22 protein-coding genes are annotated in these 21,823 nt (G+C 57.6%); 8 read left to right on the top strand and 14 right to left on the bottom strand.

Translation table 11 applies throughout. From position 1 onward, the window contains the following. Positions 1-95 precede the first annotated feature (95 nt). Positions 96-155, bottom strand: a complete 60-nt coding sequence (gene ypfM / locus AC2CF9_RS14185) for a protein YpfM (RefSeq protein ID WP_113655867.1) — start codon at positions 153-155, stop codon at positions 96-98. A 395-nt stretch (positions 156-550) separates the two neighbouring features. Between ypfM and AC2CF9_RS14180 the strand changes: the two genes are divergently transcribed. Genes AC2CF9_RS14180 through AC2CF9_RS14170 form a run of 3 tightly spaced genes read left to right on the top strand, consistent with a single transcriptional unit; the run spans position 551 to position 2,260 of the window. Continuing rightward, positions 551-919 carry an ArsC family reductase gene (locus AC2CF9_RS14180; protein WP_071667924.1) on the top strand — a complete coding sequence of 123 codons (369 nt, stop codon included), beginning with the start codon at positions 551-553 and terminating at the stop codon, positions 917-919. 1 nt (position 920) lies between these two features. Then, positions 921-2,048 (top strand): succinyl-diaminopimelate desuccinylase, encoded by a 1,128-nt coding sequence (dapE, locus tag AC2CF9_RS14175; protein WP_150018184.1) that lies wholly within the window; start codon positions 921-923, stop codon positions 2,046-2,048. Positions 2,049-2,071: 23 nt separating this feature from the next. Beyond that, positions 2,072-2,260, top strand: coding sequence for a YpfN family protein (locus AC2CF9_RS14170; protein WP_039379517.1), 189 nt, complete (start codon positions 2,072-2,074; stop codon positions 2,258-2,260). A 328-nt stretch (positions 2,261-2,588) separates the two neighbouring features. Here the strand turns inward: AC2CF9_RS14170 and ypfH are convergent, their stop codons facing one another. The 6 genes from ypfH to dapA all read right to left on the bottom strand — a co-directional run bounded on the left by ypfH (position 2,589) and on the right by dapA (position 9,116). After that, the gene (gene ypfH / locus AC2CF9_RS14165) at positions 2,589-3,284 is read right to left on the bottom strand and encodes an esterase (protein WP_150018183.1); all 696 of its coding nucleotides are present in this window, start codon (positions 3,282-3,284) and stop codon (positions 2,589-2,591) included. A 73-nt stretch (positions 3,285-3,357) separates the two neighbouring features. Then, complete coding sequence (locus AC2CF9_RS14160) at positions 3,358-5,328, bottom strand: tRNA(Met) cytidine acetyltransferase TmcA (protein ID WP_484557292.1); 1,971 nt, start codon at positions 5,326-5,328, stop codon at positions 3,358-3,360. Next, positions 5,328-6,188: a KPN_02809 family neutral zinc metallopeptidase gene (ypfJ, locus tag AC2CF9_RS14155; protein WP_039379523.1), complete on the bottom strand. Its 861-nt coding sequence runs from the start codon at positions 6,186-6,188 to the stop codon at positions 5,328-5,330. The genes AC2CF9_RS14160 and ypfJ overlap by 1 nt, the downstream gene beginning before the upstream one ends. 146 nt (positions 6,189-6,334) lie before the next feature. Next, positions 6,335-7,048: a phosphoribosylaminoimidazolesuccinocarboxamide synthase gene (gene purC, locus AC2CF9_RS14150; RefSeq protein WP_039385608.1), complete on the bottom strand. Its 714-nt coding sequence runs from the start codon at positions 7,046-7,048 to the stop codon at positions 6,335-6,337. A gap of 143 nt (positions 7,049-7,191) precedes the next feature. Continuing rightward, positions 7,192-8,223 carry an outer membrane protein assembly factor BamC gene (gene bamC / locus AC2CF9_RS14145; RefSeq protein ID WP_150018181.1) on the bottom strand — a complete coding sequence of 344 codons (1,032 nt, stop codon included), beginning with the start codon at positions 8,221-8,223 and terminating at the stop codon, positions 7,192-7,194. Between the two features lie 14 nt (positions 8,224-8,237). Beyond that, positions 8,238-9,116, bottom strand: coding sequence for a 4-hydroxy-tetrahydrodipicolinate synthase (dapA, locus tag AC2CF9_RS14140; protein WP_150018180.1), 879 nt, complete (start codon positions 9,114-9,116; stop codon positions 8,238-8,240). A gap of 143 nt (positions 9,117-9,259) precedes the next feature. Between dapA and AC2CF9_RS14135 the strand changes: the two genes are divergently transcribed. Both AC2CF9_RS14135 and bcp read left to right on the top strand, forming a co-directional pair. After that, entirely contained in the window at positions 9,260-9,826 is a 567-nt protein-coding gene (locus tag AC2CF9_RS14135; RefSeq protein ID WP_039379528.1) for a glycine cleavage system transcriptional repressor, read from the top strand. A 141-nt stretch (positions 9,827-9,967) separates the two neighbouring features. Next, positions 9,968-10,435 carry a thioredoxin-dependent thiol peroxidase gene (bcp, locus tag AC2CF9_RS14130; RefSeq protein ID WP_071667909.1) on the top strand — a complete coding sequence of 156 codons (468 nt, stop codon included), beginning with the start codon at positions 9,968-9,970 and terminating at the stop codon, positions 10,433-10,435. A gap of 44 nt (positions 10,436-10,479) precedes the next feature. Here the strand turns inward: bcp and AC2CF9_RS14125 are convergent, their stop codons facing one another. The 4 genes from AC2CF9_RS14125 to AC2CF9_RS14110 all read right to left on the bottom strand — a co-directional run bounded on the left by AC2CF9_RS14125 (position 10,480) and on the right by AC2CF9_RS14110 (position 14,665). Continuing rightward, complete coding sequence (locus AC2CF9_RS14125; protein WP_150018178.1) at positions 10,480-11,550, bottom strand: AI-2E family transporter; 1,071 nt, start codon at positions 11,548-11,550, stop codon at positions 10,480-10,482. A gap of 60 nt (positions 11,551-11,610) precedes the next feature. After that, positions 11,611-13,203: a diguanylate cyclase gene (locus AC2CF9_RS14120; protein ID WP_484557291.1), complete on the bottom strand. Its 1,593-nt coding sequence runs from the start codon at positions 13,201-13,203 to the stop codon at positions 11,611-11,613. A gap of 223 nt (positions 13,204-13,426) precedes the next feature. After that, positions 13,427-14,035: a DsrE family protein gene (locus AC2CF9_RS14115; RefSeq protein WP_094111938.1), complete on the bottom strand. Its 609-nt coding sequence runs from the start codon at positions 14,033-14,035 to the stop codon at positions 13,427-13,429. Positions 14,036-14,059: 24 nt separating this feature from the next. Continuing rightward, the gene (locus tag AC2CF9_RS14110; RefSeq protein WP_484557290.1) at positions 14,060-14,665 is read right to left on the bottom strand and encodes a DsrE family protein; all 606 of its coding nucleotides are present in this window, start codon (positions 14,663-14,665) and stop codon (positions 14,060-14,062) included. A gap of 644 nt (positions 14,666-15,309) precedes the next feature. On the opposite strand from AC2CF9_RS14110, the gene bepA reads away from it, so the two are divergent. Continuing rightward, positions 15,310-16,773 (top strand): beta-barrel assembly-enhancing protease, encoded by a 1,464-nt coding sequence (gene bepA, locus AC2CF9_RS14105; RefSeq protein ID WP_484557289.1) that lies wholly within the window; start codon positions 15,310-15,312, stop codon positions 16,771-16,773. A gap of 2 nt (positions 16,774-16,775) precedes the next feature. Here the strand turns inward: bepA and hda are convergent, their stop codons facing one another. The 3 genes from hda to upp form a co-directional block, all read right to left on the bottom strand. Further along, positions 16,776-17,477: a DnaA inactivator Hda gene (hda, locus tag AC2CF9_RS14100; protein ID WP_223810716.1), complete on the bottom strand. Its 702-nt coding sequence runs from the start codon at positions 17,475-17,477 to the stop codon at positions 16,776-16,778. Between the two features lie 93 nt (positions 17,478-17,570). Next, positions 17,571-18,854 (bottom strand): uracil permease, encoded by a 1,284-nt coding sequence (gene uraA / locus AC2CF9_RS14095; protein WP_104085278.1) that lies wholly within the window; start codon positions 18,852-18,854, stop codon positions 17,571-17,573. 248 nt (positions 18,855-19,102) lie between these two features. After that, entirely contained in the window at positions 19,103-19,729 is a 627-nt protein-coding gene (gene upp, locus AC2CF9_RS14090) for a uracil phosphoribosyltransferase (protein WP_039379551.1), read from the bottom strand. Between the two features lie 240 nt (positions 19,730-19,969). On the opposite strand from upp, the gene purM reads away from it, so the two are divergent. Beyond that, the gene (purM, locus tag AC2CF9_RS14085) at positions 19,970-21,010 is read left to right on the top strand and encodes a phosphoribosylformylglycinamidine cyclo-ligase (RefSeq protein ID WP_150018172.1); all 1,041 of its coding nucleotides are present in this window, start codon (positions 19,970-19,972) and stop codon (positions 21,008-21,010) included. Continuing rightward, entirely contained in the window at positions 21,007-21,642 is a 636-nt protein-coding gene (gene purN / locus AC2CF9_RS14080) for a phosphoribosylglycinamide formyltransferase (RefSeq protein WP_484557288.1), read from the top strand. Before purM ends, purN begins: the two co-directional genes overlap by 4 nt. The last annotated feature ends 181 nt before the right edge of the window (positions 21,643-21,823 follow it).

Here is a 21,823-nt window from a genome sequence, read left to right as displayed (position 1 = left end):
AAAAAAGCCGCCGGAAGAGGCTCCCGGCGGCCTTATTGATGTGTGTGGTCAGAATCGCAGCAAGGGGGGAAACGCCCTGCTTTCCTCGTCACGCGTTACTTACGTAACATCGCTTCGATAAATTCTTTCCAGTTCCCCAGTTCATATTCAACCATAACAACCTCTCTTATTGTAATGGCAATTGTACGCCGATTTTTTCTGCAGGTGAATACGTTTCCACCTCTTATCACTATCGGCAAAAGCGGGGAAAAGCTGCAATTTTTCTTTTTTGTGCCGTGACGCACATTTCTGCAAGCCACTGTCTGGTCTGGAAAATATTTTTTTATTTGCGCAGTAGCACAATTCTGCCATTAAGATAATCCTTACCGGTCAGATAATCAGACAGCGCGCGTTTTACGACCTGAATGAAAGCGCTTACTGGCCCTGATTAGCGTTTTCGATTAAAGCCCGCAGATGATGAAAAATGCAGGCAATATCCACCGACGCTCACCGCGCGCAACCCGCTGTGGTAAACTCGCGCGCAGATTTTTTTGCAGAACGGGAAAGAGCTATGACAGCGCAGTGGGTGATGTACGGAATCAAAAATTGCGACACCGTAAAAAAAGCGCGCAATGCGCTAACCGCGTCCGGCATCGACTACCGGTTTCACGATTATCGCGCGGATGGACTGGATGCCGCGCTGCTGCAGCACTTTATCGATCGGCTTGGCTATGAAGCCCTGCTGAATACGCGCGGTACCACCTGGCGCAGGCTGCCAGAGGCAGAACGCGCCGCGATTAAGGATGCCGCCAGCGCCAGCGCCGTGATGCTGGCACAGCCCGCCATCATCAAACGTCCGCTGCTTGCCGCCCCCGATGGCAGTCTGCTGCCGGGCTACAGCGCCGATCTTTACCACGCTTTTATTCAGGAGAAGTCATAACATGTTCTGTCCGGTTATTGAGCTGGCTCAGCAGCTCATCCGTCGTCCTTCGCTAAGTCCGGATGATGCGGGCTGTCAGGCCCTGCTGATCGCCCGCCTGGAAGCGATTGGTTTTCAGATTGAGCAGATGCATATTAATGACACGCTAAACGTCTGGGCCACGCGCGGTCACGGTGAAACCTTAGCGTTTGCCGGACACACTGACGTCGTGCCGCCCGGTGATGCAAACCGCTGGATCAACCCGCCGTTTGAGCCGACTATCCGCGATGGCATGCTGTTCGGGCGCGGTGCCGCCGATATGAAGGGCTCACTGGCAGCGATGGTGGTCGCCGCTGAACGTTTTGTCGCAGCGCATCCACAACACAAGGGCCGCCTGGCGTTTCTGATCACCTCCGATGAAGAGGCCAGCGCGGTCAACGGCACGGTCAAAGTGGTGGAGCGCCTGATGGCGCGTCATGAACGGCTGGATTACTGCCTGGTGGGTGAGCCCTCCAGTACAGAGATCGTCGGGGACGTGGTGAAAAACGGCCGGCGCGGTTCAATGACCGCAAACCTGACGCTGCACGGCGTGCAGGGCCATGTCGCCTACCCGCACCTGGCGGATAATCCGGTACACCGTGCCATGCCGGCGCTGAATGAGCTGGTGGCTACCGAGTGGGATCAGGGCAACGCATTCTTTCCGCCAACCAGCATGCAGATTGCGAATGTGCAGGCGGGTACCGGCAGCAATAACGTTATTCCCGGCGAATTTTTTGTTCAGTTTAACTTTCGCTTCAGCACCGAGCTGACCGATCAGATGATTAAAGATCGCGTGACGGAACTGCTGGACCGCCATCAGCTGCGCTATACGCTGGAGTGGACCGTTTCCGGACAGCCCTTCCTGACGTCACGCGGCAGGCTGGTCGATGCCGTGGTAAACGCCGTAACGCACTATAATGAAGTTAAGCCGCAGCTGTTAACCACGGGTGGCACTTCCGACGGGCGTTTCATTGCCCGTATGGGCGCGCAGGTGGTAGAGCTTGGCCCGGTTAACGCCACAATTCATAAAATCAACGAGTGCGTCAAAGCATCAGATCTGCAGCTGCTGAGCCGCATGTATCAGCGCATTATGGAGCAGCTGATCGCCTGACCGCATAAACAAGGAGACGGGGCATGGAGTGGTTAAAAGAGTACTGGTGGATCCTGGTGATTGTGCTGATGGTGGGCGTACTGATGAACGTCTATAAAGATCTCAAGCGCATCGATCATAAGAAATATATGGATAACCGTCCGGATTTACCTCCGCATCGCGATTTCAACGATAAGTGGGATGATGAAGATGACTGGCCAAAGAAAAAATAGGCCAGGGCGCATAAATACGCCAGGGGCGCATGAATGCGCCCCCTACGGGCAATTGTAGGGGCGGCATTCATGCCGCCCTTGCCGCAAATGGGCAACGGACGCGTAAATAACCAAGGGCGCATGAATACGCCAGGGGCGCATAAATGCGCCCCCTACGAAATTGTAGGGGCGGCATTCATGCCGCCCGTCCCGGCGGATTGGTTACAGGGGCGGCATTCATGCCGCCCTTGCCGCAAATGGGCAACGGACGCGTAAATAACCAAGGGCGCATGAATGCCGCCCATACCGGCGGATTGGTTACAGGGGCGGCATTCATGCCGCCCGCCCTCTACAGCAACATCACAACATCGTCGTCGTTGGGTTTGGCACCGCTCAATGCCTCATCAAAATAGCGGCGCGGTATGGTATAGCGCAGATGATGCAGCGCCCGCGCCATGCTGCGTTCATCTATCGCATGCGGCAGATCGTCCACCACATCCAGCGTCACATCGCCGCCCAGCTCGGTCAGACGCTGGTTCGCCGCTTCAGCATGCTGTAGCGGTACCTGTTCGTCATCATCGCCGTGAATAAGATGAATGGTATTACGCCTGCTGGCGCGTTCCGGCAGCGTGGTATAGCGTCCGCTAAACGCCACCACCCTTCCCGCCAGCTCTGGCTGCGCTTTTACGCCCTCCAGAACCATGGTGCTGCCCTGCGAGAATCCGACCAGCGCCGTCGCTTCGGGCCTGACGCCAGCAGCACGCTGCCAGTGCCGGACAGACTCGATAAATAGCGGCATAACCGCATCAACACACTGCTGCGGCGAGCGATCCTGAGCAGGATAGTCCATAAACCACTGGCGGCCCTGCGGCACATTACCGGTATAAGGCGCACCTACTGATACCACCTGCGCTTCCGGAAACGCCTCAGCAAACCAGCTGCCAATCTGTGCCATCGCATCAGGGTTATCATCAGCGCCGTGGTAAAGCAAAAAAAGCTGAGCAGCCTGCACCGGCTGCTGAACAACAACATATCGTAAAGCCATACTGACCTCCTGTATTCACTATACGCCGCGGCCAGCAGAGTGATATCGGGAAAATTTGAACAAGAGCGCTGATTTATTGCAACAACGTCAGCCGCTGTTGCCAGGCCTGCGCTGCCTGCGGATCGAGCCGTTCAAGCGCCTCAGCCGTCTCCTGACGCAGCCGCTGTACCACCGCCTTGCGGCCGCTGAGACCGGCGCTGCTGCCCGCCTCGCTCAGCGTCTGTTTCTGAAGCAGTATGGCCTGCATTAACGGCTGCGGCTGTATGCGCACCAGCCGCTGCAGCACCGCATAGCTCGCCTCGAACGGGCGCTGTGCCCAGGCAAAACCTGCCAGCAGCGCCACATCCTCTTCATTAATATTCTGCGACAGCCCCGCTCCGTCCGGCAGCGGCAAATCGATGAGATCGTTCAGCCAGACGGCATCGCGCGCCAGACGCTGCGCCGCCTGCGCCTGCAGCTGTTTCCCGGCCGGCGTCAGTGCGCAGATGGCCATTGCGGCGTAGCAGCCGCTGCTTGCTTCACGCTGCGATCCGACCCGCACCAGCGTAAAGCCGCAGGCGTGCCAGAAGCGCCACAGCGCCGCCGTATAACCAAAGCTCACCGAGAGAAAATCACAGCCGGCGGCCTGCTGACGCGCCTGCGCAACCAGCGCCCGGCCAGTGCCCTGCTGACGGCGGGCGGCCGTCACCGCAATGCGGCTGATACGCAGAGAGCGCAGCGTAGCCGCCGCGCTGAAACCGGCGTGTGCCGCCAGTGACTGTGCGACCAGATTACCGCGCGGGCGACGCGTGCCGGCCCAGACAGCCTGCGCCAGCTCTGCATCCAGCCCGCCCTCTTCAACCAGCCACAGGGCACCGGCCACGCTCTCTGCTGCGCCAGCCAGCCAGAGCTGCATTCCCGGCGCGTCCAGCAGGCGGCGCAGATCGAGCGGCGAGGTGCGGTAGTGCGCGCTTGCCAGCAGACGATAGCCCGCCTCCAGCACGGCGGGGTCCGCATCCGGCATCGCTCTGTATAACGTGATTTCAGATGCCGGTGCGGCGCGATCCGCCTCTTCAAACAGTAGCGCGCGATTAAGCCACTGCTCCAGCGGATCCTGAGCGCTCCAGCGCAGGGGCTCATCCAGCGTGAAATAGCGGACGTCAGACAGGGTGGCGCAGAAGCGCAGCAGAAAACCGCGTCCGGTGCCCTCGTACCCCTGCACGGTTGTGGTCAGCAGCACGCGCGGAAAGCGTGCGACCAGCTGCTGCAGCAGCGGCGCCGGGATCGCGGCTGCCTCGTCGACGATCAGCCATGCAGGCAGCGGATCGACCGGCTGCTGCAGGATCGCATCAGGAGCCATGAAGGAAAACTGCTCACCGGCAAACTGCGCCAGCACCGCTGTTGACACCTTCGCCGGAGCGGTGACCAGCGCGTGCGTTGTATTACGTGCCAGCATGCCAGCCAGCGCCGACTTGCCGCGCCCGCGCGGTGCGGTAACCACCGCCACCCCGAAAGCGATCGCCTGTAGCTGAGCAAGAATAGCCGCCTGCTGCTGTGGCGCCTGGCATTGCCAGCGCGGCCAGACACCTGCGGCCGGCTGACGCACCGGCAGATGCTGGCGCTGCAGCAGCACCTCTTCATCTGCCAGCATCAGCTGCTGCAGGCGACGTATAAAGCGGGGCGTGGCGATGGGCTCTGCGACATCGGCCCAGCGCAGGCTGTCCGCATCAGCAGCTGTCGCCCAGCTCTCCCACGGCGGCGTCAGCAGCAGCAGCCAGCTGCCGGCGCGCAGCGTACCGGCCAGCGCGGCAAAGGCCTCAGCGTGAAAGCCGTGCCGCGCGTCGAACAGCGCGTGGGTAAACTCGCGACCCAGCAGCGTACGCAGCGCTGCCGGGGCAACGTGCGGCGTCAGGTCGCTGGCGTTGCTGAGCGTGATCCAGTCACCCGGCAGCGCCTGCTGCCATAAACCGGCCTGCTCGCGCGCCCACTCTGCGTCACCGGCAATAACCGCTAAGCGGCGGATGCCTGCCTGCTGCATCGCCGCCGTGATAACCGCACAGGACATCAGTTAGTGGCGAAGGTGTTGCACTGGCCCGGATCGCCGCCGTCATAACCGCGTTTAAACCAGGTATAGCGCTGTTCAGATGTGCCGTGCGTAAAGCTGTCCGGCACCACACGCCCCTGGCTCTGCTGCTGCAGGCGGTCGTCACCAATCGCTTCCGCCGCGTTAAGCGCTTCCTGCAGATCGCCCACTTCCAGAATGTTCTGCTGCTGCATATAGTGGCCCCAGACGCCGGCAAAGCAGTCCGCCTGCAGCTCCATTTTCACCGACAGCTGATTCACCTGTTTCTCACTGGCGCCCTGCTGCATTTCACGTACTTTTGGCTCAATACCCAGCAGCTTCTGCACATGGTGACCCACCTCATGCGCAATGACGTAGCCCTGCGCAAAGTCACCGCCTGCGCCCAGTTTGGTTTTCATCTCATCGTAGAAAGAGAGGTCGATATAGACGCTCTGATCAGCCGGACAGTAAAACGGCCCCATCGCCGCCTGACCGGTTCCGCAGTGGGTGCGCGTCACGCCGCGATACATCACCAGTTTGGGTGGCACATACTGTTTATTCATCTGCTTAAACAGCTTGTCCCAGGTGTCTTCGGTTGTCGCGAGGATCACCGAGGTGAATTTCGCCGCCTCGTTATCCTGCGCGGAGTCCACCTGACGCTGCTGCACCGGTGCGCTGCCACCGCCACCCAGCAGGCCGGTAAGGTCATAGCCGTAATATCCGGCTACCGCCACAACGACCAGCAGGATAATGCCGCCTTTCCCGCGCGGCAGCCGGATCTGTCGCCCGCCACCGCCAAAACCTGATGATTCGCCGCGACGATCTTCCACATTGTCGCTTTCACGACGCCCTTGCCAGCGCATGGCCTGCTCCTGTTTATTTATCTTCAGATAGGCATGATTTTAGATGGCGCCAGGCATAAGCACCAGCGTTGCAGGCAGGCAGATAACGGATATAAAAAAGGGCCGTCTGTAAAGACGACCCGATATCACCTGCTGCGTAATGCGGATTAGTCGAGTTTGACCCCGAGGCGGTGCGCTACGGCTTCATACGCTTCCACGACGCCGCCGAGGCTCTGACGGAAACGGTCTTTGTCCATTTTGTCCATGGTCTCTTTGTCCCACAAACGCGCGCCATCGGGTGAGAACTCGTCGCCCAGCGTGACTTCACCGTTAAACAGACCAAACTCCAGCTTGAAATCGACCAGGATAAGACCGGCATCATCAAACAGTTTGCTCAGAACCTCGTTGGCTTTATACGTCAGCTCCTGCATACGCGCCAGGTTCGCTTTACTGACCCAGCCAAAGGTTTCGCAGTAAGACTCGTTGACCATCGGATCATGTTTGGCGTCATCTTTCAGGAAGAGATCAAACAGCGGCGGACTGAGCAGCATACCCTCTTCCACCCCAAGGCGTTTGACCAGCGATCCGGCCGCGCGGTTGCGGATCACGCACTCTACCGGCACCATCTCCAGCTTTTTCACCAGCGCTTCGTTATCAGACAGCAGCGCTTCCATCTGAGTAGGAATGCCCGCTTCCTGCAGTCTGGTCATAATAAAGTGGTTAAACTTGTTGTTCACCATGCCTTTACGATCAAACTGTTCGATTCGTGCCCCGTCTCCTGCTGATGTATCGTTGCGGAACTCAAGTACCAGCAAATCCGGATTGTCGGTACTGTATACGGTTTTCGCTTTACCGCGATACAACTCAGCTCGCTTTTGCATCTTGTTAACTCCAGACATGAAATAACCCGTGTTCAGCGGTGTTCCACCGCGCGACGACTGCGTGACGCAATCGTTTACCTCGCCGGGCGCCATTATGCCAAAATCAAAACAAAAAGGCCGGAGAATCTCCGGCCTTTACACAATTATTTATTCAATGCGCCCTGCATGACGGCCACCAGCGCATCGTTCTGCGCCTGGGTCAGCACGTGCCCCTTAGGATCGATAAACTGCAGACTACTGCGGTTATCAAGGTCGCCTACCTGCAGCTTATAGTCACCGTTCGGCAGCTCCGGATCTTTGGCACCAATCGCGTCAAACGCGCTGCTGCCCGGCTGCTTATAGGTCACTTTCAGACTGCCCTGCGAACGGTTGTCATCCGTCACTTCCATGCCAGCACGCTGCAGCGCCGCCGGCAGTCGCTGCCAGGTGACGTTAAACGGCGAGCGCAGGATCAGCAGCGGCAGGCCAGTCTCATCCGCACCGCTCTGTACGTCGATCTGCCCGGTCGCACGTCCGGCGGCTGCATCCTGACTGGCGGTATCGATCTTATCCAGACCGGTACTGAGATCGTTAAGCATCTGGCCAGTATAGCGCTGAACCTGTGCCGGTGACGTCACCGTCTCCCCCTGCTGCTGCAGCTCAAGCAGACGCACCGTCAGGACCTGCTGATACCCCTGGTTCTGCACACTGATCTGATAGCGGCCGCGATACTGATTATCTTCATCTGCGCGGTTCCACTGCACCCAGTCGGTGGTGAGCTGCTGCCCGGCATCGTTACGCTGGGCAATCGGGAACTTGTAGGATTGCACCACGTTGACCACCTGTGACCAGATAGAACCGCGGTTGCTCTCCAGCGCCAGTACGCCGGTATTACCGGTGAACTGCGCGCGCGTACCGTTCATCAGCGCCAGCGGCTGCGCCGGCGGACGAATATCGAGTGCTTTACCCAGCGCGCCATTAGCTACGCGATGCGGAACCTCATAGTCGCCGTTCTGTATCGGCAGTATTGCCCCTGCCGGCGCGTTCAGATCGCGCAGTTCAGGCGTCTGAAGATAGGACTCATCGCCGCTCACCTGGCGCTTGTAACGCTGATCGCTGGAACAGGCTGTCAGCAGCATCAGAGTGGAGAGACCTGCTACCGTTACCAGCGTCGAGCGCTTAACTGAAAAACTCATTGATTCTCCCTAAATTAACGCAGACCCGCTTTAATAAGTGCCTGCGCCGTTTTTTCCTGGCCCGCGCTGGTCAGCGGCGTCATTGGCAGGCGCAGCGTGTCATCCGCGATCAATCCCAGCTGTTTTGCGGCCCATTTTACCGGAATAGGATTGGGCTCACAGAAAAGCGTCTGGTGCAGATGCATCAGACGCTGATTCAGGTGACGCGCTTCGGCAAATTTGCCTTCCTGCGCCAGCGCACAGAGTTCAGCCATTTCACGCGCCGCAATGTTAGCGGTGACAGAAATGACGCCTTTGCCGCCCAGCTGCATGGAATCCAGCGCAGTGGCATCATCGCCGCTGACAATAATGAACGCGTCACCAACCAGCTGTTGGATCTGTGAAACCCGCGATAAGTTCCCGGTCGCTTCTTTAATACCGATAATATTTTTAATTTCAGCCAGGCGCGCCACGGTCTCCGGCAGCATATCGCAGCCGGTACGCGACGGAACGTTATAGAGCATCTGCGGCAGATCGGTGCTTTCCGCAATCGCTTTGAAGTGCTGGTAAAGCCCTTCCTGAGTCGGACGATTGTAATAAGGCGTCACGGTCAGGCAGCCGACCACGCCGGTGCCGGTAAAGCGTTTTGTCAGAGAGATCCCTTCAGCGGTGGCGTTAGCGCCCGTTCCGGCGATAACCGGAATACGGCCATCGGCCAGCTCCAGGGTTTGCATCACCACGTCACCATGCTCTTCATGGCTGAGCGTTGCAGATTCGCCGGTGGTGCCAACAGAAACGATCGCTGCGGTTCCGCTGGCGACATGATAATCAATCAGTTTTTTCAGACTCGGGCGGCAAACCTGGCCCTGGTCATTCATAGGCGTAATGAGTGCAACAATACTTCCGGTGAACATGGGCTATCCCCTCGACAAACAAGTGCCTCATGTTACGTTTTACCTTCAAAGAAAAGCAAGCGAGCCAGCCCATTCCCGCGCTTGTCAGCAGTTTTTTTTATGTTTACCTTATAGTTATTAGCGAACGTACAGGAAAACTCATTTTGTCGCAGCCACAGCCGCATCATCTGGTCATCACTGCTCTTGGCGTTGATCGTCCGGGTATCGTTAACGCCATTACCCGCCACGTCAGCAGTTGCGGCTGCAATATAGAAGATAGCCGTCTGGCGATGCTCGGCGATGAGTTCACCTTTATTATGCTGCTTTCCGGCAGCTGGAACGCCATTACGCTGATTGAATCCACGCTGCCGATGAAAGGTGCTGAGCTGGAGCTGCTGATTGTCATGAAGCGGACGAACGCGCGCGCGACGCCACCGATGCCGGTGACGGTTCGCATTCAGGTAGAAGTGCCCGATTCGCCACGCATCATTGAGCGCTTTACCGATCTGCTTGATAAACATCAGCTGAACATCGCTGAGCTGGTGTCGCGTATTAACCCGGCTCAGGACAATGAACAGCCGGTACTCTATATTCAGATGACAGCACACAGCCCGGCTAACCGGGTAAGCGCACCGATAGAGCAGGCGTTTAATCAGCTGTGTGAAGAACTGCATGCACAAGGCTCAATTCGCCTCTATAGTGTCACCGACGACAGCAGCAATGTCCTGTAATCAGGCTCCGGGTTATTTCGCCACACACTCTGTTGCAGCAGCATAACGTGTTGTGAAATAACCCTGAGGTAAACGTCCGGCCAGCCAGCAGGCTCTGCCGGGTGTCATACCCGCAGCATGAACAAAAAACGGAGAGTTGTGATGAATCCACTGAAAGCCGGTGATACCGCACCGAAATTTAGCTTGCCCGATCAGGATGGCGAACAAGTAAATTTGGCCGACTTCCAGGGACAGCGTGTTCTGGTCTATTTCTACCCGAAAGCGATGACGCCAGGCTGTACCACTCAGGCCTGCGGCCTGCGTGACAACATGGACGAGCTGAAAAAAGCGGGCGTTGAGGTACTGGGTATCAGCACCGACAAGCCGGAAAAGCTGTCCCGTTTTGTTGAGAAAGAGCTGCTGAATTTCACGCTGCTTTCTGATGAAGATCACCAGGTGTGCGAGCAGTTTGGCGTCTGGGGTGAGAAGTCATTTATGGGTAAAAGCTACGACGGCATCCACCGCATCAGCTTCCTGATTGGTCAGGATGGTAAAGTGGAAAAGGTGTTCGACAGCTTTAAAACCGCAGACCATCACGATATCGTGCTTGATTACGTGAAGTCTGCCTGATCAAAAGCGGTGCGCCTTTGCTGCGCACCGCTTCCCGCGATGTCTTACTCTGCGATCTGCCGTTCCGGCGTGGTTTCCGGCCAGGCGCGTACAACCGCTTTTACCAGCGTAGCCAGCGGAATAGCAAAAAATACGCCCCAGAAGCCCCACAGTCCGCCAAAAATGACCACGGAGAGAATAATCACCAGCGGATGCAGATTCACCGCTTCTGAAAACAGCACCGGTACCAGTACGTTGCCATCCAGCGCCTGAATCACCAGATACACTACCATAAGCGTCCAGAAATCGCTGCTAAGCCCCCACTGAAACAGCCCGACGCCAGTGACCGGCAGCGTAACGGCCAGCGCGCCCACGTAAGGGATCAGCACCGAAACGCCCACCAGCACCGCCAGCAGCAGCGCGTAATTGAGCCCCAGCACTAAAAAGGCGATCCAGGTGACAACGCCTGTCACCACCATCTCCAGCACTTTGCCGCGAATATAGTTGGTGATTTGCTGATTCATCTCTTTCCATACCGTACCCGCCAGCCCGCGATTGCGCGGCAGCACGCGCCGCACCGCGTTCAGCATCTGCTCTTTATCTTTTAGCAGGAAAAACACCATCAGCGGGACCAGCACCAGATAGATCATCAGCGTCATCAGACCGACCAGCGAGGCCAGTGAATAGCGCACCAGGGATTCGCCCAGGCCGGTCAGGCGGCTGCGCAGATTCTCTACGATGATATCGATAATGCCTGCATCCACCAGCGCCGGAAAACGCTGTGGCAGCGCAGCCGCTGAGACATACAGCTTATTGAGCATATTGGGCAGATCGCGCGTCAGATTGATGCCCTGCTGCCAGGCAACCGGCGCCACTATTAGTACCATAACCAGCAGAATGCCGGCGAAGAGTATTAACACGATGCTGGTTGCCCAGCTGCGGCTACAGCCGATACGCTGCAGCCGCACCACGGGCCACTCCAGCAGATAAGCCAGCACCAGCGCCACCAGCAGCGGCGCCAGCAGCCCGCTAAAGAAAAACAGAATGCAGAACGCCGCCAGCAGGATCGCCAGCAGGCCAATCGCCTGCGGATCGCTGAAGCGACGCTTGTACCATTGAAACAACAGAGACAACATCAACCTTATCCTTTTACTGCCCCGGCACGGCACGCTGCCGCCCGCTTATCGATCCGCACATCAGCGCATAATGCTGCTGACCAGTGCGTTATGGCCGGCAATCATCACACAGTTTCGTCCGGCGTGCTTGGCCTGATAGAGCGCCGCATCCGCCTGCCGGAGACTCTCCTCCTGCGTGCCCTGCTGCGGCTGCCAGCAGGCGATGCCCACCGAGAGCGTGATATGGCCGGGCGGATCGATCCAGCTCTCTGCAATGCTGACGCGCACCCGCTCGGCGATAACCCGCGCCTCTTCGACCGTGGTGGCCGGCAGCAGCATCAGAAACTCTTCGCCGCCGTTACGGCAGACCACATCGGTCTGACGGGCGTTGCTGCGCAGCGTCTGCGCGACCTGCTTAATGACGTTATCACCCGCGCCGTGGCCAAAATTATCATTTACCCGTTTAAAGTGGTCGATATCCAGCGCCAGCACGGCAAATGGCTGCTGCATCGCCTCAAAATAGTCGAGCACGGCGTGCAATCCCCGCCGGTTAAGCAGCTGCGTCAGGGGATCGCTTTGTACTTCTGAGTTAAGCCGCCCGATTTTATCCTGTACCAGTCCGATACCAGTCAGCAGCGCCCGCTTTACCTGCGCCGCCTCAAAGTACCACGCACGAATGCCGCCGATCTCTGCTGACACCCCCTGCGTATCCATCTGGCTCGCTTTCCGCGACAGCTGCCAGAGCGGCAGCGCGATCAGTCGCGCCAGCACGATCGCTACCAGCAGCGTCAGCAGCGCAAACGGCACCGAGTTTTTCAGCACGTTCAGCAGCAGACCGGCAAGCGGCGCCAGCGTGAGCGCCGCAGGCTTAAGCGCCACGACCATCCAGCCGGTACCGGGCACCACAGCGTAGCCAATCAGCTTATTGCTGCTGTTCTCTGTGATCTGCGCGGTGCCGCTGCTGCGCTCCGCCCGCTCGCGTTCGCTGATAATCGCCGGCACGCTTTTACCCACCAGCTGGCTGTTCTGGTGATAAAGCACCTGATTGTTGCGGTCCAGAACAAAGACCTGCGTTCCGTCACGATAATATTGCTCGCCCAGCAGCGCATTCAGGATGCTTTTTTTCTTCAGATAGAGCGTGCCGCCCACGTAACCCAGATAGCGGCCTTCGCTATTCCAGATCGGCCATGAAACAAACACGATCAGGTTATTTGCGGCCGAAATCACTGCCCGGCTGACCAGCGGCTGCCGCTGCGACAGCGCTTCCCGTGAGGCCTGACTGGTGAGCTGCATGCCTTTCAGCGTCAGGGATTCCGGTGAGATCGCTTTAACGATGCCATTACTGTCTACCACCGCAACAGAGTTAAAACTGCTGGTCTGCTCACGCAGGCGATTCACTTCCTGCTGCGCAAGTGCTTCATCATCAAACGCCTGACCCAGCAGATTAGCGCTGAAATGCAGCTGCGACTGTGCCTGCTGAAAGAAAAGTTCCGTGGTGGTCGCCAGCTTGGTCGCATAGGCGCGATTGGCTTCCAGCGTGGTTTCAATCAGCACCATGCGCTGCACGCGCCAGGTTGCATAAAGCGTGTTCGCCAGCGTGATGACAATACTGACTATTGCCAGCAGCGCGATCAGCGTTCGCAGGTCAGTTTTGGGCCGGATTCGCATCAGCATAACGCCGCCGCGCGGATAGGTTGCTTCATAGATTTACGTGCCTGACGCTGTGGTGATTGAGGGGGGTCACTTGTTGTTATAAAAGAGAGACAAGTGTACACCGCTCAGGTCGTTTCAGCACGGATCATCCTGCTGCTCTGGCAACAGAACTCTGTTTTACGCTGGATCGGTTTGCGGAGGGAGGCAGGGAAGTGACAGCGGCCTGCACCGCTGTCAGCGCATGTTACAGCATTAAAAAGGCGTACCCTTCATTCTGCAGCGTGGCGACCGTCGTGCCGCTGGAGAGCGTATGGGTCACACGGGTATCGATCCAGTCACGCTGCAGCTGGTGAAACGCCACGGACTGGTCGCAGATAGTAACTTTGACGCCCGCTTTTTTCAGCTCATCAATCAGTTTCAGGTTCGGGTTATCGAAACCGTACGCCTTATGAAACTGCTCGTTGTTCAGCGCAGCCGGTACGGCATCGCTGTTGATGGAGACCACAAAGTTTAGCTGATTAAGCGGCACGCCCGCCGCATAATAGAGGTTGGTCACGCGCGCCACGCGCTCCAGGCCCAGGTTAGCCTGGTGAATATCGCCTTCGCTGCGGTTGATCTGAAACACAATTTTATTGCTCAGCCCGGGTGTCGTTGCCGGGTTGTAGTCAGGCGTGTTCACGAAGTGAATTTTGCCATAGCCGGCGATTGCCGGCGTGCTCCAGAAGTCAGCAGGCTCCGCTTTTTTATCGGCGAATTTACCGCTGACCTTATCCACCAGCTCAGGAAGCTGTAACACATTGCCGCCGACAAATCCTGCCAGCGCGGCGATAACAATATAAGACGCTACACGCATTCTGTTTCTCCTTAACCGAAACGATTACATCTGCAAAAGGGCATAGCCCTGATTTTCCAGCGTGGAGACCGTAGTCGGGCTGGAGAGCGCATGGATCACGGAACGATCGATCCAGGCGTTAGGATAGTGGTGAAAGGCAACAGACTGATCGCAAACGGACACTTTTACGCCCAGCTTATTCAGCGCATTGATTAGCGGCAGATTAGGGTTATCGACACCATAAAACTGTCTGAAGTGGCTGTTATCCAGCGTGGCAGGCGTCGCATCGCCGGTCATAGAGACAACAAATTCCAGCTGATCAACAGGAACGCCGGAGGCAACGTAGAGGTTAACCACGCGCGCAACCCGCTCCAGCCCGAGGTTAGGACGTTTGATGTCACCCTCATTTTTGGTGAGCTGGAAAACCACCTTATTGCTCAGGCCGGCCACCGGCTTAAATGCGGCATCCGCTTCGTAATGAATTTTGCCATAGCCTTCAACGGCGGGCGTGCTCCAGAATCCTTCGGGATCGGCAGGCTCAGCGGTAAAATGTTTCGCTACACGCTGATAGAGGTCGTCTCCTTTAATTATTCCTGCTCCGACCACGCCTCCCAGAACAGCAATCAGGGCGTAGCTTACTGCTGAACGCATACATACTCTCCGGCATACACGGCACGTGTATTAACAGTCCATAGGGGAAAAAAAGTGCCTTATCTATACCACAGCGTATGCGGAACGGCGTGACTGACCGGCGCGGTGTAATCGCGCTTTAGTTGCGCGCAACATAATTAGCGGTGCTGATTAAACAGGGAATTCGATGGTCACTATGGCAGCGCTGCAGAATAGGATGGCCGGGAAATCGGTTTACTTATGCTTACCGGCCGGGTTGACGAACAGATTAATCCTGACCATTAATTTCTGTTAAGGTCCATTTTTATCCTGCGCTGATGATAAAAAAAGCTGATGGAACAGAGTGATAGTTAAGGCCGGGTCAGCCCTGTTTTTCAGAGAATACCTGGAAAAATCCATGCCAGATTCAATATTTTTGAGCAACTTTACGTAACTTTGAATTCATTGCAGCATAACCTTATATCTGTCGCTGCATTACTGTTCAATTTTTTGCGGCAAATCAGCGACTCATCGCTCTGCACGCTCTGTTTTGCGCTTCTGCGACCGCTCTCTTTGCAACCCGTCGGCCTGCGGTTAAGATAGCGACAGAGCAGAAAACCCGATTCACATCGAACATTTACCCTCTCTTCTGTCCGGCGACAGATGAGCATCATCAGGATCGAGGCATGTTAAAACGACTGCGTATCTCCGTACTGGCCACCCTCATTCCTGCGCTGCTGCTGACGCCAGCCCTCAGCGCACGCGCCGACCTCAGTGATAATCTGCCTGACATCGGCACGACGGCGGGTTCCACGCTCTCTATTAATCAGGAACTGCAGATGGGCGATTTTTACGTGCGCCAGCTGCGGGCCAGTGCGCCACTGATTCAGGATCCGCTGCTGAACCAGTACATTAATGCGCTGGGGCAGCGTCTGGTCGCGCACGCCGGTTCAGTGCGCACGCCGTTTCACTTTTTCCTGATCCAGAATGACGAGCTCAACGCCTTTGCCTTTTTTGGCGGCAACGTGGTGCTGCACGCTTCACTGTTCCGCTATACCGATAATGAGAGCCAGCTCGCCTCGGTGATGGCGCATGAGATTTCACACGTGACGCAGCGCCATCTGGCGCGCGCCATGGAGGAGCAGAAACGCAGCGCGCCGCTGACCTGGGTTGGCGCGCTGGGTTCTATTCTGCTGGCGATGGCAAATCCGCAGGCGGGGATGGCGGCGCTGACCGGTACGCTGGCAGGCACCCAGCAGGGCATTATCAGCTTTACGCAGGGTAATGAGCAGGAGGCGGATCGCATCGGTATTCAGGTGCTGCAGCGGGCCGGTTTTGATCCGCAGGCGATGCCCGCTTTCCTGGAGAAGCTTGCCGACCAGACGCGCTTCTCCTCCCGCCCGCCGGAAATTTTGCTGACGCACCCGCTGCCCGACAGCCGTCTCTCTGACGCGCGCAACCGCGCAAACCAGATGCGTCCGGTGGTGGTACAGTCGTCGCAGGATTTCTATATGGCGAAGGTGCGCGTGCTTGGCATGTATCCTACCGGCCGCAATCAGCTCACCGACGATCTGCTGAATGAGTATGCGAAAGGCAATCTGCGTGAACAGCAGGCCGCGCAGTATGGCAAAGCGGTGCAGTTTCTGCAGGCCAAAGATTTTGCGAATGCTAAACGTACGCTGGCGCCGCTGCTGGCGAAGCAGCCTGACAACGTCTGGTTCCTTGATCTGATGACCGATATCGAGCTGGGGCTCAACCAGCCGCAACAGGCGATCGCCATGCTGAGCAGCGCCCGCGGCGGCGGCACTAATCCGGTGCTGCAGCTCAACCTGGCTAACGCTTATGTCGAAGCGAAACAGCCCGCCAGCGCCAGCCGCATCCTCAACCGCTATACCTTTGCCCATCCGGACGATCTTAACGCCTGGGATCTGCTGGCGCAGGCGTCGGCGGCACAGGGATTACGCGATGAAGAGCTGTCAGCGCGGGCGGAGAGCCTGGCGCTCAGCGGCCAGCTCGATCAGGCTATTACCGCGCTGGGCAGCGCCAGCGCACAGGTGCCGCTTGGCAGCCTGAAGCAGGCGCGTTATGACGCGCGTATCGATCAGCTGCGTGAGCTGCAGCGGCGTTTCCGGCAGTATCAGAAAGGGTAACGTCAGAGTCCGAGCGTCTCTTTAACAAACGGGATCGTCAGTTTGCGCTGGGCACTGATAGAGGCGCGATCGAGACGATCCAGCGTTTCAAACAGCGTGCGCATTTCACGATCGAGACGCTTCAGCAGAAAACGCCCGACATCTTCCGGCAGCTCAAAACCGCGCAGCCCGGCACGCAGTTGCAGCGCCTGTAATTTATCCTCATCTGAGAGCGGCTGCAGACGATAGATTTGTCCCCAGTCGAGACGAGAGGCCAGATCGGGCAGGCCGAGACTGAGCTGGCGCGGCGGCCGATCGCCGGTGATCAGCAGGCGGGTTTTACCGGTTTCAAGAATGCGGTTATAGAGGTCAAATATCGCCATCTCCCACTCCGCTTCCCCGGCGATACACTCAATATTGTCGATGCAGACCAGCGCCAGATTCTCCATGCCTTCCAGCACCTCCGGCACAAACCAGGTCCGTTTATCCAGCGGCACATAGCCTACCGCTTCATCGCGGGCAGACATTTCAGCGCACGCCGCGTGCAGCAGGTGACTGCGTCCACCACCTTCGCGCGACCAGAAGTAGAGATAGCTGCCGTGTTGCTGCGCCAGTGCGCCGCGCAGTGCGGCAAGCAGCGACGGATTCTCCCCTGGCCAGAAGCTGGCAAAGGTTTCATCATCGGGTAAGTAGAGTGGCAGTGAGAGCTGTGCCGGCGTGTTCAGAAGTACCTCAGCAAGTGAGCGGGCAGAAAACGGCGCAAGTTTATCACGATCCTCTGCAGAGATGAACCGGGCGTCCCTGCCCGGCTGCCGCGCTTAGCGGTCCTGCTGCTCCTGCGCCTCCAGCACCACCTCTTCCGGACGTAAGATATTGATAACCCGGAAAATCAGCGCCAGCGCAACGCCGACCAGCGTGGCCAGCGCCATGCCTTTCAGCTCTGCCGCACCGATATGAACTTTGGCACCGCTCACGCCGATGATCAGGATCACCGAGGTCAGGATCAGGTTCTGCGCTTTGTTGTAGTCCACTTTTGATTCAATCAGCACGCGAATACCGGAAGCGCCGATCACGCCATACAGCAGCAGCGATACGCCACCCATCACCGGCACCGGAATCGCCTGAATCGCTGCCGCCAGCTTGCCCACGCAGGAGAGCAGAATGGCAAAAATCGCCGCCCCGCCAATAACCCAGGTGCTGTAAACGCGGGTGATCGCCATCACACCGATGTTTTCACCATAGGTAGTATTGGGCGTTGATCCAAAAAAGCCGGAGAACATGGTTGAGAGGCCGTTCGCGAACATGGAGCGGTGCAGCCCCGGATCGCGGATCAGATCTTTCTTCACAATATTTGCCGTCACGACCAGATGCCCGACGTGTTCGGCAATCACCACCAGCGCGGCAGGCAGAATGGTCAGCATGGCCGCCCACTCAAAGCGCGGCGTGTAGAAGGTTGGCAGCGCAAACCAGGGCGCGTTCTCCACGCTGCGCCAGTCAACAATGCCCAGCATTGATGAGAGCGCATAACCCACCAGCACACCAATCAGAATCGGGATGATGGCAAGAAAACCGCGAAACAGTACGGAGCCGAACACCGTGACCGCCAGCGTCACCATGGAGATCAGTACGGTGGTGCTGTCCGGTGCCGTACCTTCTGCCGGTAGCAGGCCCGCCATATTGGCCGCCACGCCTGCCAGCTCCAGCCCGATCACGGCGACAATAGCGCCCATCGCGGCGGGTGGAAACATCACATCCAGCCAGCCGGTGCCCGCTTTTTTCACAATCAGCGCCACAATGCAGAACAGCAGACCACACAGGATAAAGCCGCCCAGCGCCACTTCGTAACCCAGCGGCAGCAGCAGCAGTACCGGTGAAATAAAGGCGAAGCTGGAGCCGAGATAAGCAGGTATTTTACCTTTGCAGATAAACAGATAGAGCAGCGTACCTGCGCCGTTAAACAGCAGCACGGTCGCCGGGTTAATGTGAAACAGGATCGGCACCAGCACCGTGGCACCAAACATCGCAAACAGATGCTGCAGGCTGAGTGGAATGGTTTGCAGCAGCGGCGGGCGTTCGCTCACCCCAATGGCACGTCTCGTCATCGTATCCCCTTCCCTTCCTGTATGACAGGCGGTTAATTACTGTTTTTTTGTTAAAAAAAAGCCGACTCTCTGGTCGGCTGCTCAAATACTATTTTTTGAAAATGGTAATGCATATTCTGCCTGCAGCTGCAGGCCGGGCGTTGCTGGCGGCAATGGGTTCACGGCCAGCGCGAAGCCTGCCGGCGCAGGCAACGGTTTCGGGCACTGCCCGAAGGCAACGCGACCAGCAAAACAGCCCGGAGTAAACATTACTTCGTGCCGAAGATCTTATCGCCGGCATCGCCGAGACCCGGAATGATATAGCCTTTCTCATTCAGCCCCTGATCGACTGACGCGGTGTACAGCTCAACGTCCGGATGCGCTTTCTCCAGCGCGGCAATGCCTTCCGGTGCCGCCACCAGTACCAGCACCTTGATGCTGCTGCAGCCCGCTTTTTTCAGCAGGTCGATGGTGGCAATCATTGAGCCACCGGTCGCCAGCATCGGATCGACAACCAGCGCCATGCGCTCTTCGATGTTAGAGACCAGCTTCTGGAAATAGGGCACCGGCTCCAGCGTCTCTTCATCGCGGTAGACACCCACCACGCTGATACGCGCGCTCGGCACGTGCTCCAGTACCCCTTCCATCATGCCAAGACCGGCACGCAGAATAGGGACGACGGTAATTTTTTTACCTTTGATTTGATCAACATCAACCGGGCCGTTCCAGCCTTCAATCGTTACGCGTTCGGTTTCAAGATCGGCGGTGGCTTCATAGGTCAGCAGGCTGCCCACTTCCGAGGCCAGCTCGCGAAAGCGTTTGGTGCTGATATCATGCTCACGCATCAGGCCCAGTTTGTGTTTAACCAGCGGGTGTCTGACTTCCACGATTTTCATGATTGTTCTCCCGGAATTGAGTTGAGCTAAAAAAAAATCGCCGGATTATACCGCCTTTTTGCTTTTGCGCCACAGCGGATCGCGCAAGGGGATGGCTGCCTGTCCTGAGAATAGCGGAATCAAGAAAATCTGACACAACGAATATCGGGCGTGAGATCAGACTCGCAAACGTTTGCCTGCGCTGTTAGAATTGCCGCGCTTAATTTTTGCCACCAATCGCAATCGCGTGGGGATTCCGCAGTGACCGACAAAACCTCTCTCAGCTACAAAGACGCCGGTGTTGATATTGATGCTGGTAACGATCTGGTTGACCGTATTAAAGGCGTAGTAAAGAAAACCCGCCGCCCGGAAGTAATGGGTGGGCTGGGCGGCTTTGGCGCGCTGTGTGCGCTGCCGCAGAAATATCGCGAGCCGGTGCTGGTTTCGGGAACGGATGGCGTCGGTACCAAACTGCGCCTGGCGATGGATCTTAAGCGTCACGACAGCATCGGCATCGATCTGGTTGCGATGTGTGTGAACGACCTGGTGGTACAGGGCGCCGAGCCGCTGTTCTTCCTCGACTACTACGCTACCGGCAAACTGGACGTTGATACCGCCTCTGCGGTGATCACCGGCATTGCCGAAGGCTGCCTGCAGTCAGGCTGTGCGCTGGTAGGGGGAGAGACGGCGGAAATGCCGGGCATGTATCACGGCGAAGATTACGATGTCGCCGGCTTCTGCGTCGGCGTGGTGGAGAAATCGGAGATCATCGACGGCAGTAAAGTTCAGGATGGTGACGTTCTGATTGCCCTGGGGGCAAGCGGCCCGCACTCCAACGGCTATTCGCTGGTGCGCAAGATTCTGGAAGTCAGCGCCACCGATCCGGAACGCGAGCAGCTGGAAGGTAAGTCGCTGGCCGATCACCTGCTGGCCCCGACCCGCATCTATGTAAAAAATATTCTGAGCCTGATTGAGCAGGTTGATGTGCACGCCATTGCCCATCTTACCGGCGGCGGCTTCTGGGAAAACATTCCGCGCGTGCTGCCTGACAATACGCAGGCGGTACTGGATGAGCAGAGCTGGCAGTGGCCGGCGGTGTTCAGCTGGCTGCAGCAGGCGGGTAACGTCAGCCGCCATGAGATGTATCGCACCTTTAACTGCGGCGTCGGCATGGTGATTGCCCTCAGCCCGGCTGAAGCAGACAAAGCGGTCCAGCTGATGCAGGATGCCGGTGAGCAGGCGTGGAAAATCGGTGTTATTAAAGCGTCTGATTCCGCAGAGCGTGTGGTTATCAATTCATGAAAAAACTGGTTGTACTGATCTCCGGCAACGGCAGCAATCTTCAGTCCATCCTTGACGCCTGCGCCAGCGGGCGGATCAACGGCAGCGTTGCTGCCGTTTTCAGTAATAAAGAGAGCGCTTATGGCCTGACGCGCGCGCAGCAGGCGAGCGTGCCGGGCCTGGCGTTGTCGCCCCGCGACTTTCCCGATCGCGAAGCTTTTGATCGCCAGCTGATGCAGGAGATAGATGCCTTTGAGCCCGATCTGGTAGTGCTGGCAGGGTATATGCGCATTCTCAGCAGCGCCTTTGTTGCGCACTATCACGATCGCCTGCTGAACATCCACCCTTCCCTGCTGCCAAAATATCCTGGCCTGCATACCCATCGCCAGGCGCTGGAGAACGGCGATAAAGAGCACGGCACGTCGGTGCATTTTGTCACCGATGAGCTGGATGGCGGTCCGGTCGTTCTTCAGGCGCGGGTACCGATTTTTTCCGGTGATGATGAAGCAGAGATAACGGCACGCGTGCAGCATCAGGAGCATGCCATCTATCCGCTGGCCATTAGCTGGTTCACCGATGGCCGGCTGGTGATGCGCGACGGAAAAGCATGGCTGGATGGTCAGCCTCTGCCCGCACAAGGGTACGCCCCGTAAGGGGTGCCTGAGGCGCATAAATGCGCCCGTTCGATAGCCCGCAACCCGGGGCGCATGAATGCGCCCCGGGGTTAATTCGCGTACAAAACGTGATGACGCCCGTTCGATATCCCGCAAGCCGGGGCGCATGAATGCGCCCCCTACATTTATCCCCCTCCCCCCGTAGGGGGCGCATTGATGC

Source organism: Pantoea sp. SYBGC1, assembly GCF_057197005.1.
This window is presented reverse-complemented; position numbering and strand designations above follow the sequence as displayed.